Origin of the sequence: Candidatus Azobacteroides pseudotrichonymphae genomovar. CFP2 (assembly GCF_000010645.1) — a bacterium.
Classification (GTDB): Bacteria; Bacteroidota; Bacteroidia; order Bacteroidales; family Azobacteroidaceae; genus Azobacteroides; species Azobacteroides pseudotrichonymphae.
On the sequence record NC_011565.1, the window covers coordinates 995,929 to 1,013,956 of the forward strand.

Here is an 18,028-nt window from a genome sequence, read left to right on the forward strand (position 1 = left end):
ATTTAATCGATCCAATTTAGATGACATGTATAAGAATAGAAAAATAGTAAAAGAGCAATATGATGCATATATTGTAATATATGCCAGAAGTGTTATGATTAGAATTAAAGAAAAGTGTTAGAATAAAACTGAGTAAATAAAATTATGGCAAAACACGAATTTATAAAGCACGTATACCAGGAATTCCAAACATATAAGGATAAGGATAAGATAGGGATGGAATGTCCTAGTCTCGTTGCTGCTATATGGGAAATATCTTGAGACCAATTGTGATAACGAAGAATATAAAAAACGCGATATGATAAACTTTATTAAAGAATATTATATTATTCAAATGACAGATCCAAGTAGCGAGACAATAGTTAATATTCCTATTGACAACGAAACGACTAAATGCATTGACAATGATTTGGATGCTAAATTGTCGCTAGGGGTGAAAAAATAAACCTATGATAAAAACAATAGAAGATGACTTGTTAGAGGCCAAAGCAATTAAGAAAGCTTTGGCTTTTGCTATGAATGAGTTTGTTGGTTTAGCAACAGAATTGGAATATAACAACAAGAGAATGGGGAGATATACAGATCAACGGGGGAAGTTGAGTTTAGAGAGAAAATAGAAGTTAAATGTGCGTAAATAAAGAAAAGATATGTTTTGGTTTTGGGAAAGAATTGAGAAGTGGCATATAGATTTCTGGTATAAGTTCAGTGAAAAGACAGGACGTGATAAATTCATTGCAATCTATGCTACAATCTATCAAGTATTGAAATTAATAATTGTAGTACCACTATGGCTAGTATCAGTAGGATGGTTTATTCAACCAATGCTAAGCGAATCAGGAGGTAACTTTGGATTTGCATTTATAGCAAATGTTGTACTATACGTGTGGACTAACTGGGTTCTATTTATACCAAATTTATAAATTATGGACTTAGGAGATATACTACTAAGACTAGGACTAGGACTATTCATGACAATGTTCTATTACAGAGCAATGATTGTAATATGGGAAACACACTGGCATGACAAATTAAGAGGTCAATATCCAGATAGAAAGAAATTCTCATGGTGGAGAGGACATTATGTATGGATTTATGAAGACAAGAAGCCATACGTAGATGAATGGGATCAATGGGAACTAGAGAACAAATAGTTTTGATTACACATGACATAATAGTTGTGTGTAGTTAAAAGCCCGACCTTGCTCGACCACCGCTGGCCAAATCCAAGGGTTATCCTATTAGGAAATTGGAGGAGTCGTATATATGCTTGCTATAGAAGAATCTCTTTTGTTTTAATAGTGGTAATAATAATATAATTCTATCAAGGAAAGTGAAAGGAAACGGAATTTAATAAACAATTTTTAAAAAGTAAAATAATGGAAGCAGCAATAAAAGAAATAAAAGTTATCCAGCTGCTCTTGCAATCAGGTGTTATAAGAGCGAATAAGAATGAGAACCCAAGACTGATGGTTCTATACGAAGATAGAAAAGCAGGAAAGAGTACCCTCTGTGCTATGATTCCTGGAGATTTGATTATTGATCTTGCGGAGGAGTACAAATACATTGATGCCATGAAGGTTCAAATTTCTTCTATAGAAAAGATTATTCAGTTGGGGAAAGAGATATGTAACAGTGAAAAGAATTTCCCTGTAATTTCCCTGTAATTGTTATCGACAATGTCTCATTACTTTATGAGCTTGTGAAGCCCTATGGGTTTGTCGCTCTATAAGAAGACAGCAAAAGAGAAATACTATCAAGGCCCTGTTGAGGATATACCCTTTGGAGGTGTATGGTATTGGCCTAGGATGGCATTTATGAAGGTACTTGAATGATTTCTAGGCCTTTGTGAAAGCCTTGTATTTGGTTGGACATATGAAAACAGGAGATGGAGAAGATGGTACAGGAGATGCGAGCATGATGACCTTGGACTTGCCAGGTCAGTTGAGGAATGCTGTTCTGGGAGCAGCAGATACTGTAGGAAGATTATACAGAAGCCGTAGACAAAATATTTTGGATTTAGATGGAAGGAGGTAATGCTTTAGTAGAGTCAAGAGCTCCTAAACTCAGGGGGAAACAGATCGTTTTGGGAGAAGCTGATGAAAAAGGTGTGATAAAACACAACTGGAGAGAGGTATTTGAATAGGCAGGATTGGTGTCCTGCTTTTTTTCCTCTATTTTTGAGGGAATTCCAAATAAAAGAAATTTACAGGATGATCATGTTAAAAAAATTAAAAGGGTATTTCTCATTTAAGGGATGTATCGGAAGAAAGGGATATATCAATAAGTTTTATTGGCTTTGGTATTATGATTGCTATCATGAATGATATTATGAATGATAATAACAAGGATAGTATAAACCTTTATTGTCAGTGGATACACTCTATTGTCTTGGAATACTCTTTCTGTATTTTATCTTTGCACAGGGATCAAAGCGTTGCCATGATCTAGAACGTAGTGCTTGGTGGCAGTTTATTCCTCTTTTTCCTCTATGGCTTCTATTTGAAAAAGGGTATGGAGACCAATACAAAAGTAAAGAACGTATTAGCAGAAAAGAATACATTGTAAGTACTCTATTTAAATTTCCTCTATTTTTGTTTGGGTTTGTGTATTAACAGAGCCATACCATAATAATTCAGGATTATTATGGATATGTTCATGGAAAACTTCATATGATAAATGCTGCGAAGATTACGATGGACTCATAAATGGCTATTAATAATGCTAGAGAATGTCGTACTATCTTTGAGTATGTAAAGAAGTCATATATGCTCCATACATATATGGATGGAGAAATAATAATGACATTCTTTAATGATTCTGCAATAGAAAATATTATTAAGCACATTTACATGTTAACAATTGTTAACATAACAACATTTGAACCAGACGCGTATGTACAAGGGAATAGAAAATTTTTTAGACAAAATATCCTCATATCAATTCCCAATTTTTGTTTTGATTGGGATAATCGCTGTCATTATTTATATTCTATTCGAATGGCTTGTTTCACTTCTCGAAATATGCATATTCACCATAGGATTCTTCATTAAGAAAATATTTAAGAAAAGATCAGGGCATTCTCTCACCAATAGAAACTCTTATGAAAGAGTAAGTAATACAAAATCCAAGAAAGAAGAAAGTTCCTAAATTACGCTTTAGAATGCGACAAAAGAGAGTTAGATGGAATGGTCGATCAAAAGACTCCTCCAGGAGATTGACCAAATCTATAAAAAGATTTATAATAATTATAAGGATTATTGGTTTCAATGCCAGATCCAAGGTTTAGGCAATCCATATCTAAGTGATGAGAACACAAAACACTACATGGAAACAAACCAGCAATACGTATTACATCCAGAAAAAGGTGTTGGCTTGATTGACTACGAATACAAATACAGCATTCCACGCTATTTTCGTAAAAGGATCTGACCAAAGGACACAATAAAAGTATGAATTTACATAATCATGTGTTTTGTATAGACAAATAGCCAGTTTTTTTACAAAAACAAATGGAATATCAGCATATTTATCTGAATGAATAGAAAAATACTTGATTGTTTGAATGATAGAACAAAAGACAAATATAGTTTTTGAACTACTAAACAAATATCATAACGCTTGGGATGAAGTTTTTATATTGTATTTGCTCAGGATTTTGAATTTGGAATCAATATCGAACCTACAAGCAATAAATCGGCTTTTCAGCTTTTTTGTTTCGGATTTTCAGGGAACCAACCTCTCTTTACACGTTTGACTTGTTGAAAAATCTCAAATATACTCCAAAACGAAGTAAATGCCAATATACCACACAATGCGGATATAAAAAAATTAGGTGTGATAATAGATGCAATTGCACTTATAATGCTTATTGCTAAAAATACACGCCAAGGCTTAATCCCCCAATAATATTCAACTTTTATTATTAACGAATGAAGTAGGCCAATAATGATAAATGTAAACAATCCAATGATGAGTCCATTAAAATTAAGTGGTGCCAAAAATTCCATTTGTTATTACTTATATCTGTGTTATAATTTCTTTTCTAAGTTATAATTTCTTTTCTAAAAAGAACTAGATTAATACAACCCAGATCTCCCTGAATAATTAAATCAAATTAAGAAATTGAAAACATTCAAATTATAATAATATTCAGGTTATTCATAACCTGTTTTCGTATGTATATACATACGAAAATAGGTGTCATATCTCCTGCATCATATTTCACTTGATAAATCTCATAATCTTCGCATTCATCATAATTTTCACTTTTACCTGATTTATTATTCCAAAATATTTTGCATATATCATATATAATGATATGATCTTGAAACCTTGTGCATCCTTTCGTTTCAAATGCAACTAATCCAATTATTACCAGGATCTCTTTATTTGTCATATTTTCTCATAAACACAATTTGTTATTTTTTAACCAAAGATTCTTAATATTACCGTTCCTAGGGTTCAACCAAAGAGTACCTTTTCGAGTCTCAAAAAGTTGACATTTTATTACTTTGACTTGCGTAGGATTTTATCAAACATAAACTTTTATTATTGTGTTAAATAGAAGCCTGAATCGTTGGTAATCAATTTGTTGACGTTTTGGTGTCTTAATACACAAAATTCAGACAATTTGTAAGGAAAAGTGGTTAGAAGGCGGATTAGCTTGACAAAGTCAAATTGGAAAATACTGGAGTTTTTGCCAAAAATCTTCTAAAAATCAAGTAGATCATCAATCATTATATATAATTGTTCTTCTATTTTCTTCTATTAGATAATTCCAAAATAAACCACATGTATTGGTATCCAAGTATTATAAGCTTGGAAGGAAGTATCACTATACTATCTTAGTAATTATAAAATTAATTACACGATATTTGAATACACGTCTTGCTTTCCTTGCTGATGAGGATTATTAATCTCGCTATCTTCTATTTCATCGATTTTGCCAATATCTACCTTCCAAGCAATCCGTTTAGATCGTTTATCAGAGTATTTATTTCTTTTATCTCTTTTTAGAGATTGTAAATTAAAGTTTGGCCTTCTTTTGTGATGTCATCTACTTCGTTCTGAAGTTGTCGAAGGTGGTAGGTAGTGAAATATTGTCCAAATCTTCATATAGATAGGAGATAGAAGTACTGTTTGTGTTAGGCAAGAATAAACTAAAGGCCATAATAGATAAGCATCCTAGAACCATAATACAAAACATGTCAATCATCGATTGGCGTTTATTACGGATGTGTGTAGCATAAGATTATAGATGATTTGAAAGGGTAGCTGTTATACTCTTAACAGACTTCAAGCTTATCGTTATAGATCTTCTACTTTGGATTATCTTCTTCAGTCGTAAGAGTAAACCATTCATCAAGCACTTTATTATAGTCAGTAGAGTCAACTAAATATCCAACTCATGGAGTTTTTCTTACTGCATATTTCCTGTCGTCAAGTTCATCAGCCCTATGGTCAATATGTCATCACTTTTGTCGTAAAAACTACCTATCTTACTATTGATATCCTTTATTTCGTTATTACAGTCAGTTATCTCATATGCTTATCAATCTTCCCAATAGCTTCATCTATGTCGTTTATCAATGCATCCGTCTCAGGTATTAACTTCTTCATACCAGATAGTACGGTTTTCCATTCCTCTGTGATTTTATCAACTTCATCTTGATATATTATGAATACATGGGAACGATTGTACTTTGCTTACAAAGATTTTTGTTTTGTCCTTGTAATTATTCCAATTTGTATCCCATTCTTCATCAAAAGCGTTCCATTTTCCAATCGCTTTGTTAAGATCTCCCATATAAACTAGATCTTGCAGTCCTGAGTTTTCATACAGTTGGTAATCAACAACGGCTTTCCTTCTATTGAAATCATCAATTTTACTTGCAGAATCAAGACCTTTGTCGCGAACAGTCTTTATTCTTTTGGCTATATTTCTTATTTCGTTGTTGCAATCTTTAATCTGGTAATTTTTAAATTTCAGAAGGACTTTGTCTATATCGTTCGCCAGAGCATTTATTTCCAATAGCAATTTTTTATGATAGGAAAGGATGTATTTTAATTCATATGTGATAATTGTCTACTTCCTCTTTAGTCCTTATAAAGGGTTGTGGCGAAGTCATCATCTGTCTGAGCAAGCGACACTATGGCTTGTGCAAAGGTTATAACAGATAAGAGTAAGAGAATTTTATATTTCATATAATGCTTTTATTCTTGCAAACAGATATATAATAAATTTAAGATTTTCATGGAACTAAACAACTTCAAGTTTACGTGGATTCATGTGAATTCATGTTAGGTATTCTTAAGCTCACAACACTAGTTATCCTGTGAATGTCTTTGTTTCGCATGTTCTATTCGATGGGTGTATGGCATTGCTGATTTGATAGACAGCAGCTATCATTGTGGACTATATGAATGTTAGGATAGAGAATTATGCTTCAGCTTCTCTTGTGGGATCCTTTCAGCTCTCCATCATAATACCGGAGCAATAGTTGTTTCTGCATTACTGGCTTCACTGAAGCTTTATGGATGGATTTACTGTTGGAATAGACGGTACGCCATTTGTCAGTGGATGAAAGGAAAGTTCAAACAAAAAAACAAACATCTACTTTGAGCCACCACAAAACTATGATTCAAACATGGGACTAATCATCGATTGATGTTCATTTCCGATATATGCCCATAGTATAGATTATAGGTGATTTGAATAGTTATCTATTTTATTAGGATGTATCCACATTGTCTTCTTGTAGGCTATTCCTTTTATTTAAAATTCGATTCACTTCCTTCTCATATTGTCAATATTCGCTTTGAAAGCTTCATATTTCGTATCGTTATTGTCATATATTCGTTTGGAAAGCTCCATATGACTGAGCAATGGTATTGATGTTTTGTTGGAGAAAAGTGTTCCAAAAACTATAATAGAGAAGACTAATAGGATTTTGTATTTCACGTTAATATTTTTATTTATTGCAAGTAAAAGTATAACAAATTAAGATTTTAATTAATTGGACACTCCGAGTTAATAATACTGTTCATTAGGAGTTTCTCCGATATCTTTGGCTAATGCTTTTGTTTCTTATCAGCCGAGAAGATACCATTGCCTATCCATTGCCGATCTTATTCCTCTCCCGTATCCTAATCTTTTTTTAGATAGTTACATTTCTCTTTGATCTCTTTTAGGGTCTCCGTCATGAAATCGTGAAAATTTCTTGTTTTTTCTTTCCTTTCACGCAAGCTACTGGCAAAAGTTATTCGTATAAGTACAAGCATACATGAGATTGCACAGAAACAGCCAGCGAAGGTCACAGCAAAAATCTCTAAATGGTTCATAGTAGTTTTAATGATTAATTTATTATTTATTCTCGATTGTAGTATGATTATAAATTGAGGAGTTGTATAATTTTGTAGTCGTGAGCCTTATTTTTTCCATTTATCTTCTCATTCATCAGTCTGAATTGCTCTGATCTGAGCTTGTTCATTAGAAGATTAGCTTTGATAGTATTCTTTTAGCTACAATGCCCTTGTGTATGGCTTTCTCATTTGCTTTCAAAGTACCTTTGTATTTTTTGTAGGAATGTGCTTTATACGGTCCTGCTTTCCCTATAAGGGAAGCAGGACTGTTACCAGAAGGGTTCGATGTCCGCTCTGCAATGCTAAGAGATAGGAAGTCCTTCAGATTGATTTATTTTCCTTCTAATAATTTCTGTTTTATCTCTTCAATATACATCGCAAGAAAACTTTCTTGACTACTTTTTTCGTCTCTCCGGTACTTTTCTATACGCTAGAAACTATATCGCCGGTGCTAATCCTTGTGTTACTTTGTTTTTGCATAATGAATTGTTGCGATGCTACAGATAATAGTTAGTAGACCTAGTCCCCACAGAGTCCAATTCAGTTTTATGGCATCTTTGGCAGATTCAATATCACAGTGTATACTGTTCAGTTCTTTATAGATCAAAGCTAGAGTGGCTTGAGAATCTTGCGAATTATCTTTTACAAGACTTTTTTCTGTAGCGTTCATCTGATCAGGGGAGGATGAACTAACGGATGGAAAAGTTGCTTCCATACCTAGAATGAGCGATAGCAACAGAAAGATTTTTTTCATTTATGCTTAAAACTTATCATTATCAGTAAATAGTCTCCTTCCATTATCTTATATACAAATGGCTTTTCTTCCATATTACATATTAATTATAAGTTGCTTGAAGTAAGGGCTTTATACCTAGTCCCATTTGGGAGATCGTCCCAGGGGACTTGTATGCAGTTATCCTCGTAAGCAGCATGTTGTGCTTCCACAATGAAGGGGTTAACAAATGGTATTCCCAAAAATGCATAACTGCTATCAAGATAAGTGTTAATTTTTTTATATTCATCTACCTGAATAATGTGAGTAATGTGAACTATGCGAATAGTGAGAGGAATGTGAGTAGTGTGAAGAATGAGAGTAATTCACTCTATCATTTTCATGCGCTACACTTGTTAAGATAATATTGTTTGCAGTTTTTTTCTTCATCGCTTTAGCCCTATTCCCTTTGAACAGGAACCCACTAATAGCAAAAGCTGCACAAACCACATAATACAGAATTCTTTTAGGTTTCATAATGGTTAATGTTTATTAGTTATAAAATCGATTAGACATTCGTTTACTCTGAAGTTAGCACAAGACCGGCACTTGCTATTAACAATATGACGTTCTTGTTTAACACCCCCTATAATTTCCGTGATTCGCTCTTGTTCTTTCATATGTATCATATATTGATATGTATACCCACGTAATGGATTCTATGCCGGGCATATCGTTAGATCCCCTTAGTATACCAAACTACAGGTTCAGTATCAGTATCAGGATCAACACAGTATTTTCCCCCGTAATCTACGTGTATATAGTCTATCTTTTCAAGATCTTCGTGTACACTACAGTCAGTACACTTTGCTTAGTTTCCTTAATTGTCCATATTTTACTTCTTCAATATTTACGATCTGATTATGATTGTTGTCTTCCCACCATGCACTTGCTGGAAGTGCGAATCACACAAGAACAAATACCAAGATAAAAATCCTAAAAATTTCTTCATGTTGTTTAAGATTTAAAATTTAAAAATTAGGGTCCGTGATAACGTCTATTATGTGATCAATCACATCCAATTGATATCCTGCATATGAGCCGTTCTAATCTCATGTATACAATAGTAGTCTTTGATCATTTTGTCAGTTCTTCTGTCATCTCTGGCATGTATTGTTTAATTTAGTTTAATTTAATTTAGTTTAGTTTAGCTCTTCTGAGTCATAAGCAGGAATATGCTGTACTTCTTCATCTCCTAGAGTATGGATTAACGTAAAAGTTACGGTTGTAAATTATGCTCACATTATCTGCTCTCTTATATATGACAACAATAGTCTCTTTAGATGACGTAACCCCATCTTCTTTTCCTTTAACGTGCCAGTAGTGGCCATCATCCATCGTCATATAACCTTCACCCATCTAGTACTTCCCATACGTTATGTTAATCATCACTTGTGCTGCAACTCCGCTGTCTTTCAATCTCTGACTCAGATTCCTCTGCATGAAGGATAGGGTGGTAGAAAAATAGGAATACCACCAATACCGATAATAGTTTTGTCTCGTTCATATCAACAGTCTTCGTTTATATAGTTAACGTTGGTATATTCTCCGTACATATGTCGCTAGCAAGTAAGCTTAAACTTCTTTACATCAGTCTTCTTTATATAACAACAAGCATCATCTTTCTCATTCGTTTATCTGATTTAGCTATCTTGGTTATTTCAATGATGCAAACCAAGGCAAATTCAATACAGGTAAGGTTATTATTTCCTTGCTTTCTGCATACTTAAGTAAAGAGGTAACCGCACTCAACAGTAAAAGCTGTAGATGCTATATCCTTGATTGTTTGCCATACTCCTGCATTGACAAAAAGGATACTACAAGACAGGATGGTTGTTAAGACCAATTTCTTCATGGATCTGTAGATTTTAATATTAGTTACACTTGCAAGAATCGTCCTTACAAGGGGCTTCTTTAGGGCATTTTTCTTTCTCCATGATGAACAAATTTATTTTTTCTTATCTGTTAAATGTTAAATCTTCTGCATGTTAAATTTATCTGATACATATACTAGATTTAGTGTTGATTTACTACTTCATTTGGACAATGAGAAATCAAACGATCACGGAAAAGAACAAATGAAAAATAGAAAACATAGAAAATCTTATACCAGAAGTATTGAATGATATACTAAAACTCCTTCGCATTGGAATAGAATAGAGGATCAAGGATGGGAAGTATGATAAAATATGATTACAATTGTTGTCCCATATATACGGAGCAGCACCAACCAAAACCTTAGTTACACTCTAGTTTTTCTCATTCTCTCTCATGGAGACTGAATGATGTAGATTTACTTGGTTTTGGAATAATAAAATAAAAATAAATACATTTACTCGCCATTCATACCAAACCGTCCCCACTGTCGTAATAAAAAAACTTTTGCTATTCTCAACATTTATTCAGCTAACAACTATTCCTCCAAATTCTCCAAACATGGAATGTACCTTAGAAGACTATTTACTTTTTTATTAGATTTCTTTTCTATCTTCCTGAATGGCATCAGGACCAGGGTTGGATCTTTCCCATTCTCTATAGAGGTTATAAGCTTTTTATATTCTTGTATCGCTTTTGAAAAACTACTCTTTTCGTCAGAAACAGAGTTTTGCAGGGTTGGATATTTTTGCAATGTGTATTCAAGCTTTTTTGTCAAGAAGCTTATTGTCATATTGTCAGAACCCTAAAAAACACGGTTCTACGCTTTCATTCCTTATTTTTTTACATAGACTATAACAAGTATAGCAATTTATCTGTTTCGTAATTATAAATATCAAGTCTAACTATAAAAACCCTCGAATTTATGAATGTTGTGTATCTAAGAGTAAGTACTTGCCATCAGGATGTAAACAATCAGATGATGGGGATAGAGAAGTACATGGAAGAACATCAAATGACGATTGACCGTGTTTTCGAAGAAACTGTTTCAGGAAAAATAAAGGCAAAGGATAGAAAACTTGCCTCTGTTATGGACGAACTTAAAAAGGGTGATACCCTAATTGTAAGTGAAGTATCTCGCATTGGACGCAACATGATGGACATAATTAGTAACATCAATATGCTCTGCAATGAGAAAGGATGCAATTTTATTGCCGTCAAACAGAACTATTATTTCAAGACAAATGATCTCAACAGCAAGGTCATGCTATTTGCCCATACGATAGCAGCCGAGATTGAGAGAGGATTAAACTGTGCAAGGACTAAAGAATCTTATCTGCGAGTTAAGGCAGAGAGTGATGGTGATTTTGTTTGGGGAAGACCTCAAAAACTACAGGAAACGATGGAAATCGATCTTTCTCTTCCCATTGACGAGATAGCCAGACAGAACAACGTTCATCGGCGGACTGTTACCCGTTATGTGAGACAGTACAGAAAGGATTTATGCTATAAGCCAAGAAATCATTATTTAACACTGGCTCAGTGTTAGTTAAAGAGCAAAGAAAAACCGGCAGGAACAACCCCTGTCGGTTCTGTTTTTACTTGTTTTACACAGACCAGTTTCAGTCTAGTGTATCTATCTCTGAGAAAAGATGCGTTTATTCTTTCACAAGCTCAATGAACGTTACTTCTTTATCAGAAGTGATCCCTTCCATATCCGCTACACCCTTCTTGTAGATAGCAAATGTGTCGTCTTCAAAAAACACAACATAGAGATTGTTGTCTGCTAGAGATTCGTAGCTTTTTTGTGTCTTAGTAAAATGCTTACCAAAAAATGGGAATCCATGACAGTGCTGATGACATTCCTTTTTCACTTCTTCTGTCTGTGCAGGAAGGATTGCAGGTTTTACTTCTTTTTTTGCTACTTTAGCTCCTACTCCAAAACAGATAACGGAGAAAAAGACCAAGGTTAATAGTTTTTTTGCTTTCATATTCATAATAATTGTTTTTAGTTTAACACTTTAATTTAGCATCATTCTTTGTCTAGAAGATCGAACGATACAAATTTACTTGATTTAGAAATCAAATGAAAATAGATACATTTGCTGTATCTATTCCAGTAAAAAACAAAAGGCTAATCCCATTGTTCTCCCCGTTCGCAATTTCGGGGAGTTTTTTTTGTACTACATCGTATAAAACACAGGAGCGATAAGGCATTCACTCCATACCGCTCCCATATCTTAATAAGCAATCGAAAATCTCTTCTTGTTAATTCTGTCTTGGATATGAACTCAACTATTTATTTAAACAAACGTATCGTTTTTTCATGGTTCTTAAACCTATAACTATATCCTGTTACGTTCTTTGAACTGCATACAGAAAGAGTGATATAGCCATAATGATGGTGTTTTTTTATTTCACAATCTCCAATTTTTTTAGCAACTTTCTCCATCTCTTTTAAGCATCCTTCTTCTGTTACATTTTTTTTGTCTATTACACAACAACGATCCCCTGTACGAAAATAGTCATCCCCACCATTTTTCCATTCACCAGATAATTTTTGGGAAGAAGAATAAATATAATTTAAACAAATATGGAAAATTCCTGGATATTCATCACAATTTTCTAATCCACAATTAAGTTGATATTTGGAATCGATGTCAAATTCCTTTTTTGTTCCATCCTTAAAATATATTGTGCAATGCTCTGTACAATTCGAGCCCAATCCATTTTTACATGAAGAGACAGACACTATTATAAACAGCAGCAGCAGACTATAGAAAAGAAATAATGGTTTTTTCATATCGAGAAGTTGTTAATCGTTCTTTTATTTATCGTCGTAGTGTCCAAATAGCAAATGAACAATGATACAATCCCCTTTAATCTCATACACCATCCTATGATGTTTACTGATTCTCCTAGACCAAACCCCTCCCTTCTCTCGTAATGTTTCAATTGCTCTGGATTCCCAATTCTACTTATTTTACCACGTGGGTCTATTGATATTAACGATAACAGCACAGCAATCTTTTTATTAAGAGGACTGCCAGCCTTAATATACTCTCTGTGGTCTTTTTTCTCCCTTCGAGATAATTCTACAGCAAATGCCATCTATCTACATATTCCTTGTCCTTCCATTCCTCCTCTAGCTTTCTCATTTCTTCCTTGTAAGCTTCGTCATAGGGTATGAGTTTGCCTTCTCGTTCGTCCTGATCAGCTTCTTCAATCCACCTATCAAGATCTTCCATAGTGTACACGAGTTTGATATCATCGTCTGAATCAACGTCTATACATCCGTCAACCTTTTTTGTTTTTTCCTTTACTGTTTCCATAACTTATAAGTATTATTACGCTAATTATTACTGCAATATACGCTATAATTTTGTCAATTAATCTTTAGGAGCCAAATACTCCCTTATTGTAAGAACGCTCAAACTCTCTTCACACGCTTCTTCTTATTCTTCTTGATGAAAGGATTTATTTTACTCAACTGTTCAATTCTTCTCTTAGTAAGTGGATCATTCTGAATAGCTTCCTTACGTGCTAAAATAGCATCGCGTAGGGCCTGTCCATTCTCTTTGATCGTTCTCTTATACTGACTATATAAATGTGCCGTTACACGTGGATGGATACCAATCAGTGAAGGAGAAATCACTCCAGATGGTTTCACTGTATATTCACCGAGAGTAAGAGACAGGAAATCCTTAAGACTTACCCTCTTCCCAGACAGTAGTGTTTCTTTCATCTCTTCTATGCATTGCTGAAAGACCTCTTTCACCACTCTTCGAGAGTACCCAGAAGCTCGTGATGCACTCCTGATGATATCTCCAGCATTCATCTTGACTTTATCCATCTTCTTTTTAGATTAAATTAATTAAGGTTAAAATTTTGAATATACAACTATAACTAACTGCTGTCAGTTGATGCCTTGTTCCGTTTTTGTACGATGGTTCTTTTCTGTAGACGCTTAAACCATGTCATCAGCATAGTGAAAGGCTTCAAGAGCTTTAATATTTTATCTCTTCTTGCTGTATAATTAGGACATCTATTTATACACGGACAATCGGAACGTTCTCCGTTGCACGATGGGTCCCAGTGTCCATAGCACGCTTTCCGTTCTTTACAAGGAGATTTAAACATATCAAATTAAGTACTTAACTTGGCTTTTACCATTTAATGATTAACCAGATCACCAGAATAACGAACACAACAATAATAATCCATTCCAAAAGCATAGCGATTGAGTAGTTAATTTAGGATACAAACAGTTTCTCTTCATATTTTTTTAGCATACGGTCAAACACATGGCACTCTGAAGAACGAGAACAAAATGAACAGCATCGGCTGTCAAAGGATTCTAGCTTGCAATTCTTTTTCTCTTCAGGCATTGCTCTACCTTTCTATTTTTTTTATAGTTATTTGTCGTTGTGATGTACACAGAGAGCTAAAATAGGGAACTATCTTTTCCCTTTCCTAAGTCTAATCGGATCATAGGCACGATGACTAAGGAATCCATAAGCTTGTCAAAATTACATTGACAGATCAGCTCATCACGGGATAAGCCTCTATCTTCTTCTATTTCAATAAAATAATCGTCCATCAGCAAAAACGATATAGGGTCCATTCTATTCATTAGAATTCGTCCAAAGATCTGAAATTATTTCGCTTTTTGAAATAGACTTTGATACTTGAGGAAGGTAATGGTTAATTTAAAAGGATAGATCTAACAACAAAGAAGCGGAAAAGCTATCATAACTTCCCCGCCACCATTGTCTTCGATGAATAAACAAGGAACGAATATAGAAATCTTTAAAACAAAACAAGAAAAGCCAGCAAAACTATGCTGACTTCTCCTGACAAGAGCAAAAAATAAATTTGGAAATAATTGCTAGTCCGAAGGTAATAAAAAATTATCGTACTTTATTTATCATCATAGTGTCCCCAAAGATTAGTTACCCTTACTTTGCCTGGTTCTTCTATTTCGTATACCATACGGTGAAAATCGCTTATTCGGCGAGAATAGATTTTTCCATCCATGTACTTCAGTTTTTCAGAGTCCCCAGTTCCATTACGAGGATCAACTACTAGTTCTTTTTTTATTATACGTCTTATTTTTTTTTACAAGTTTAACGTTTCCAGCCTTAATATGCTTTTTATAATCCTTTTTTGCAGTTAAAGTCAATTTTACAAAATCTATATCTATCTCCTTGCCGTTTTTTACATCTTCTTCCAACTGTCTCATCTCTTCCTCAAAGGCTTTTCGTCGAATAAAATACATTTTCCTTCACGATCTTCCTGACGTCCCTGCTCTATTGATTGATGAAGCTCTTCCATTGAATACAAGTACGGATCTTCTTGTTCCGTTTCAGCATTTCCTTTCATATCTAAATCAATCGGTAAAAGATTGGAGTCAATATTCAATTGATAATCCTTATCCGTTTTTTTTTCAGTTCTCTCTTTTACTATTCCCATGATATTGTTACTTCTTTAGTTTATATACATGTAGTTTATATACATGCCCCGTTAAAGATAGGCATAATATTCATTACTCTTTCTACAGAAGAAGTGGATTAAAGTAAAACTTGAAGTTACATGGGAATTTATAAGGTTTAGATACGAATGTTAATAATAGATGTATTTACTTACAGCTTTTCTATCTATGTAAGGATACGTTTTAGTCCATTTCATTTCACCATATCAGTAGCTACATTTTGGGGTTTTATCGATAGATACACATCCCACTATAATTTGTCATATATAGGATATCCTTTATCTATCATCAGTTAATCATTATTTTATCATTGTATATATATACATACTTTCACATGTTTTCAGCGAATAGCAATAATGTACAGAATTCACCCATTCTGCTTCATTAGAAAGCACAGTTAAAGAATAATTTTAGGTGATTTAGCTTAAAGCCTCCCTGTATTGTATTCTATGCAAGCATAATAAAAAGTATTTCACTCACCATGTTACGATACATAGTACAATACTAGATGTAATTATCTACAACTTTTCTTTCTGTGTAATGATACGTTTTAGTCTGTTTTTATTATCAATAGCTACATTTTGGAATTCTACCAATGAATACATTCTCTTGTATTTGTTATTTTTGATAGATATTTATTTAATCAGACCCATTGATATTACAAATTATGAGTACATGGAGAGAATGGTTATTATCCTTCATTATGAGAAGGAAGCCGATAGAAGCTAAGGTTGTGGAAAAGGTTGATACCAATACTATCGATGACCTTTCTATGTCCCAAGAGAAGGTACATCTTCCTAGCAAATTTATTCAGTCCTATCTACTGTCAGTATCGAAGCACCCTTTCTCTGAAGATGAGAAACATGTTCTATATCGATTGGTCGAATACTTCCAACTGGATAAGGAAGAACAAAACAAGGATTTTATTCTTAGAAATAATACTAATGGATACGTAGAGATTGTCCTGTCCTTAAAAGAAGGAGAGAATTTTATACAGACAAAAAAGGCTATATATAACTTACAGAAGCGAATGATACAGCATGAAGACGGAGAGCGATTGATACGTTTCCCATTTATTTATTACATGGGAATAGATAAGAATACGAACGATATACACCTTCTCTTACGTCGAGAGATATACGAAGTATTGTTACATCTTCCACATGTGAATCAAAAGAAGGAACTAGAAGCGGTAATATCTTTCAGAAGCATCTATGCTCGTCATTTTTATGAACTTATCAAAGGGAAGAATGAACCCGGTAACTTACAATATAGAGAAGATAAGAACTGTACTAGAACTTGGCAACAAAATACATGAAAATGAATAATTCCCTTGCACGAGTTGTAGAGCAGGCAAAGAAAGAGTTGGATCAGAATGCTCCGTATAGTTTTGTCTATGAGTTGGATTATGAGAATAAACATAACCCCAAAGGAGGAAAGAAAAAGGTGATAGGAATCACTATTACCCCAGTGTATCAACCGGAACAATTATCCAATATTCCTTCAGGACAAAAAATAAGCCAACAATACAGAGAGGATGTGGAATTGGATAGTATTCGTATTGTTTTGGATAGCGTATATAAGTTTTCTGGAAAAGAATTAGAGAAACTAACAGATTCTGTATTAAGGAACGGCGGACATTCTTACCTGACCCAATTGCTTCAATCATGCAAGGGAAATATAGAAAAGGCGATAGAGAAACTGAAACAGTTGTCATGAGAACTAGAATTCCTGTATTTCGCATTTTAAGGTATCCTCCTTGCATTTTCTCTATTTGGTAACAAAAATTATTTTTATTTCGATTCCTTGCCTTTCCAATTATATCTTTTATTGTATCATTTCTTCCTGGTGAAGAGTATTGCGAATTTAAAAGTGCGTGGTTTGCTGATATTTGAGATTACATAACGATAATTTTACTTCTTGTATGTGTCTAACAACACTCATGTTATACGGATTGATCTACTGCTTCAATTGGGACAGAATTTCCCGATTAATGAAAAGAAAATCGAATAATAAGGGATAAACGCCATTTGACGCATTTTAAGACATCTTACAGCAATTATCTTCTTTGAGTAGTAAAAAACGTTCGTTACAGGTCAATTTTTTGACCATTATGCGATGTGTTCTTTGAAAGAAAGTGCGGTAGAGTTATTATGATAAATGTAAATTTAGGCACTAGAAATTGACATAATTGTCCCGTGTCAATTAGCTCATAAATTGTGCTCACAACTATTCCTTATAGCTTCCGGTAATGTTCTGAGTTAGTTCTGATGGCTCTTTTTACTATTCATACATGCACCTCTTTTTGGAAGAGCAAGTTTCAAGTAATATTATGAGATATATGAGTTACAGGAACTGTTGCTTGGTTTTATGGGTGATTTGAAAGGTTTGCTGTTATGCTATTGAAGGTCTCTACTTTTTTGTTGTAGATATCCAACTTTGGGTTAGCTTCTTCATCCATAAGAGCATTCCATTCACCTATCACTTTATTATAATCAGTCCAAACAATTAGATTTCCCACTCCTGGT

At 33.8% G+C, this 18,028-nt stretch carries 27 protein-coding genes; 11 read left to right on the plus strand and 16 right to left on the minus strand.

The window, feature by feature from the left end:
* The first annotated feature begins 298 nt into the window (after positions 1-298).
* From CFPG_RS05590 to CFPG_RS04000, 8 genes are all read left to right on the plus strand, one after another.
* Positions 299-445 carry a hypothetical protein gene (locus tag CFPG_RS05590; protein ID WP_265347991.1) on the plus strand — a complete coding sequence of 49 codons (147 nt, stop codon included), beginning with the start codon at positions 299-301 and terminating at the stop codon, positions 443-445.
* Positions 446-449: 4 nt separating this feature from the next.
* A complete protein-coding gene (locus CFPG_RS05595) occupies positions 450-617 on the plus strand; it encodes a hypothetical protein (RefSeq protein ID WP_265347992.1) in 168 nt (55 codons plus the stop codon).
* Between the two features lie 30 nt (positions 618-647).
* Complete coding sequence (locus tag CFPG_RS03980; protein WP_041572443.1) at positions 648-920, plus strand: hypothetical protein; 273 nt, start codon at positions 648-650, stop codon at positions 918-920.
* Positions 921-923: 3 nt separating this feature from the next.
* Positions 924-1,151, plus strand: coding sequence for a hypothetical protein (locus tag CFPG_RS03985; RefSeq protein ID WP_041572444.1), 228 nt, complete (start codon positions 924-926; stop codon positions 1,149-1,151).
* A gap of 225 nt (positions 1,152-1,376) precedes the next feature.
* Positions 1,377-1,664, plus strand: coding sequence for a hypothetical protein (locus tag CFPG_RS03990; protein WP_041572445.1), 288 nt, complete (start codon positions 1,377-1,379; stop codon positions 1,662-1,664).
* 181 nt (positions 1,665-1,845) lie between these two features.
* The gene (locus tag CFPG_RS05600; protein ID WP_265347993.1) at positions 1,846-2,034 is read left to right on the plus strand and encodes a hypothetical protein; all 189 of its coding nucleotides are present in this window, start codon (positions 1,846-1,848) and stop codon (positions 2,032-2,034) included.
* Positions 2,021-2,143, plus strand: coding sequence for a hypothetical protein (locus CFPG_RS05605; RefSeq protein ID WP_265347994.1), 123 nt, complete (start codon positions 2,021-2,023; stop codon positions 2,141-2,143). Before CFPG_RS05600 ends, CFPG_RS05605 begins: the two co-directional genes overlap by 14 nt.
* 562 nt (positions 2,144-2,705) lie before the next feature.
* On the plus strand, positions 2,706-3,050 hold the full coding sequence (locus CFPG_RS04000) for a hypothetical protein (RefSeq protein WP_012573705.1): 345 nt from the start codon (positions 2,706-2,708) through the stop codon (positions 3,048-3,050).
* 651 nt (positions 3,051-3,701) lie between these two features.
* On the opposite strand, the gene CFPG_RS04010 is transcribed toward CFPG_RS04000, so the two are convergent.
* From CFPG_RS04010 to CFPG_RS05620, 7 genes are all read right to left on the minus strand, one after another.
* A complete protein-coding gene (locus CFPG_RS04010) occupies positions 3,702-4,007 on the minus strand; it encodes a DUF4491 family protein (RefSeq protein WP_012573706.1) in 306 nt (101 codons plus the stop codon).
* Between the two features lie 125 nt (positions 4,008-4,132).
* Positions 4,133-4,396: a hypothetical protein gene (locus CFPG_RS04015; RefSeq protein ID WP_041572447.1), complete on the minus strand. Its 264-nt coding sequence runs from the start codon at positions 4,394-4,396 to the stop codon at positions 4,133-4,135.
* 1,266 nt (positions 4,397-5,662) lie between these two features.
* The gene (locus CFPG_RS04020) at positions 5,663-6,031 is read right to left on the minus strand and encodes a hypothetical protein (RefSeq protein ID WP_012573707.1); all 369 of its coding nucleotides are present in this window, start codon (positions 6,029-6,031) and stop codon (positions 5,663-5,665) included.
* A 1,794-nt stretch (positions 6,032-7,825) separates the two neighbouring features.
* On the minus strand, positions 7,826-8,116 hold the full coding sequence (locus CFPG_RS04025; RefSeq protein WP_265347995.1) for a hypothetical protein: 291 nt from the start codon (positions 8,114-8,116) through the stop codon (positions 7,826-7,828).
* Positions 8,117-8,380: 264 nt separating this feature from the next.
* The gene (locus CFPG_RS05610) at positions 8,381-8,611 is read right to left on the minus strand and encodes a hypothetical protein (protein ID WP_265347997.1); all 231 of its coding nucleotides are present in this window, start codon (positions 8,609-8,611) and stop codon (positions 8,381-8,383) included.
* Between the two features lie 5 nt (positions 8,612-8,616).
* A complete protein-coding gene (locus CFPG_RS05615; protein WP_265347998.1) occupies positions 8,617-8,754 on the minus strand; it encodes a hypothetical protein in 138 nt (45 codons plus the stop codon).
* Between the two features lie 1,106 nt (positions 8,755-9,860).
* Positions 9,861-9,989 carry a hypothetical protein gene (locus CFPG_RS05620; RefSeq protein WP_265347999.1) on the minus strand — a complete coding sequence of 43 codons (129 nt, stop codon included), beginning with the start codon at positions 9,987-9,989 and terminating at the stop codon, positions 9,861-9,863.
* A 945-nt stretch (positions 9,990-10,934) separates the two neighbouring features.
* Between CFPG_RS05620 and CFPG_RS04035 the strand changes: the two genes are divergently transcribed.
* Positions 10,935-11,558, plus strand: coding sequence for a recombinase family protein (locus CFPG_RS04035; protein ID WP_012573708.1), 624 nt, complete (start codon positions 10,935-10,937; stop codon positions 11,556-11,558).
* Between the two features lie 109 nt (positions 11,559-11,667).
* Here CFPG_RS04035 and CFPG_RS04040 read toward each other — a convergent pair whose 3' ends face one another.
* The 8 genes from CFPG_RS04040 to CFPG_RS04070 form a co-directional block, all read right to left on the minus strand.
* Positions 11,668-12,000 (minus strand): hypothetical protein, encoded by a 333-nt coding sequence (locus CFPG_RS04040; protein ID WP_265348000.1) that lies wholly within the window; start codon positions 11,998-12,000, stop codon positions 11,668-11,670.
* Positions 12,001-12,308: 308 nt separating this feature from the next.
* The gene (locus CFPG_RS04045) at positions 12,309-12,812 is read right to left on the minus strand and encodes a hypothetical protein (RefSeq protein WP_041572449.1); all 504 of its coding nucleotides are present in this window, start codon (positions 12,810-12,812) and stop codon (positions 12,309-12,311) included.
* 24 nt (positions 12,813-12,836) lie between these two features.
* Positions 12,837-12,905, minus strand: coding sequence for a hypothetical protein (locus tag CFPG_RS05375; RefSeq protein WP_083754412.1), 69 nt, complete (start codon positions 12,903-12,905; stop codon positions 12,837-12,839).
* Positions 12,906-13,104: 199 nt separating this feature from the next.
* Positions 13,105-13,341 (minus strand): hypothetical protein, encoded by a 237-nt coding sequence (locus CFPG_RS04055; protein ID WP_041572450.1) that lies wholly within the window; start codon positions 13,339-13,341, stop codon positions 13,105-13,107.
* Positions 13,342-13,439: 98 nt separating this feature from the next.
* A complete protein-coding gene (locus CFPG_RS04060; RefSeq protein ID WP_012573712.1) occupies positions 13,440-13,862 on the minus strand; it encodes an HU family DNA-binding protein in 423 nt (140 codons plus the stop codon).
* Positions 13,863-14,929: 1,067 nt separating this feature from the next.
* Positions 14,930-15,121, minus strand: coding sequence for a type II toxin-antitoxin system YoeB family toxin (locus CFPG_RS05380; RefSeq protein ID WP_083754411.1), 192 nt, complete (start codon positions 15,119-15,121; stop codon positions 14,930-14,932).
* On the minus strand, positions 15,087-15,251 hold the full coding sequence (locus CFPG_RS05625; RefSeq protein WP_265348001.1) for a hypothetical protein: 165 nt from the start codon (positions 15,249-15,251) through the stop codon (positions 15,087-15,089). The genes CFPG_RS05380 and CFPG_RS05625 overlap by 35 nt, the downstream gene beginning before the upstream one ends.
* Positions 15,248-15,481 (minus strand): hypothetical protein, encoded by a 234-nt coding sequence (locus CFPG_RS04070; protein WP_041572452.1) that lies wholly within the window; start codon positions 15,479-15,481, stop codon positions 15,248-15,250. The genes CFPG_RS05625 and CFPG_RS04070 overlap by 4 nt, the downstream gene beginning before the upstream one ends.
* A gap of 686 nt (positions 15,482-16,167) precedes the next feature.
* Here CFPG_RS04070 and CFPG_RS05630 point away from each other — a divergent pair.
* Both CFPG_RS05630 and CFPG_RS05635 read left to right on the plus strand, forming a co-directional pair.
* Positions 16,168-16,818 (plus strand): RepB family plasmid replication initiator protein, encoded by a 651-nt coding sequence (locus CFPG_RS05630; RefSeq protein WP_041572453.1) that lies wholly within the window; start codon positions 16,168-16,170, stop codon positions 16,816-16,818.
* 2 nt (positions 16,819-16,820) lie between these two features.
* Positions 16,821-17,219, plus strand: a complete 399-nt coding sequence (locus CFPG_RS05635; RefSeq protein ID WP_265348002.1) for a hypothetical protein — start codon at positions 16,821-16,823, stop codon at positions 17,217-17,219.
* 649 nt (positions 17,220-17,868) lie between these two features.
* On the opposite strand, the gene CFPG_RS05640 is transcribed toward CFPG_RS05635, so the two are convergent.
* Positions 17,869-18,021, minus strand: a complete 153-nt coding sequence (locus tag CFPG_RS05640) for a hypothetical protein (protein ID WP_265348003.1) — start codon at positions 18,019-18,021, stop codon at positions 17,869-17,871.
* Positions 18,022-18,028 lie beyond the last annotated feature (7 nt).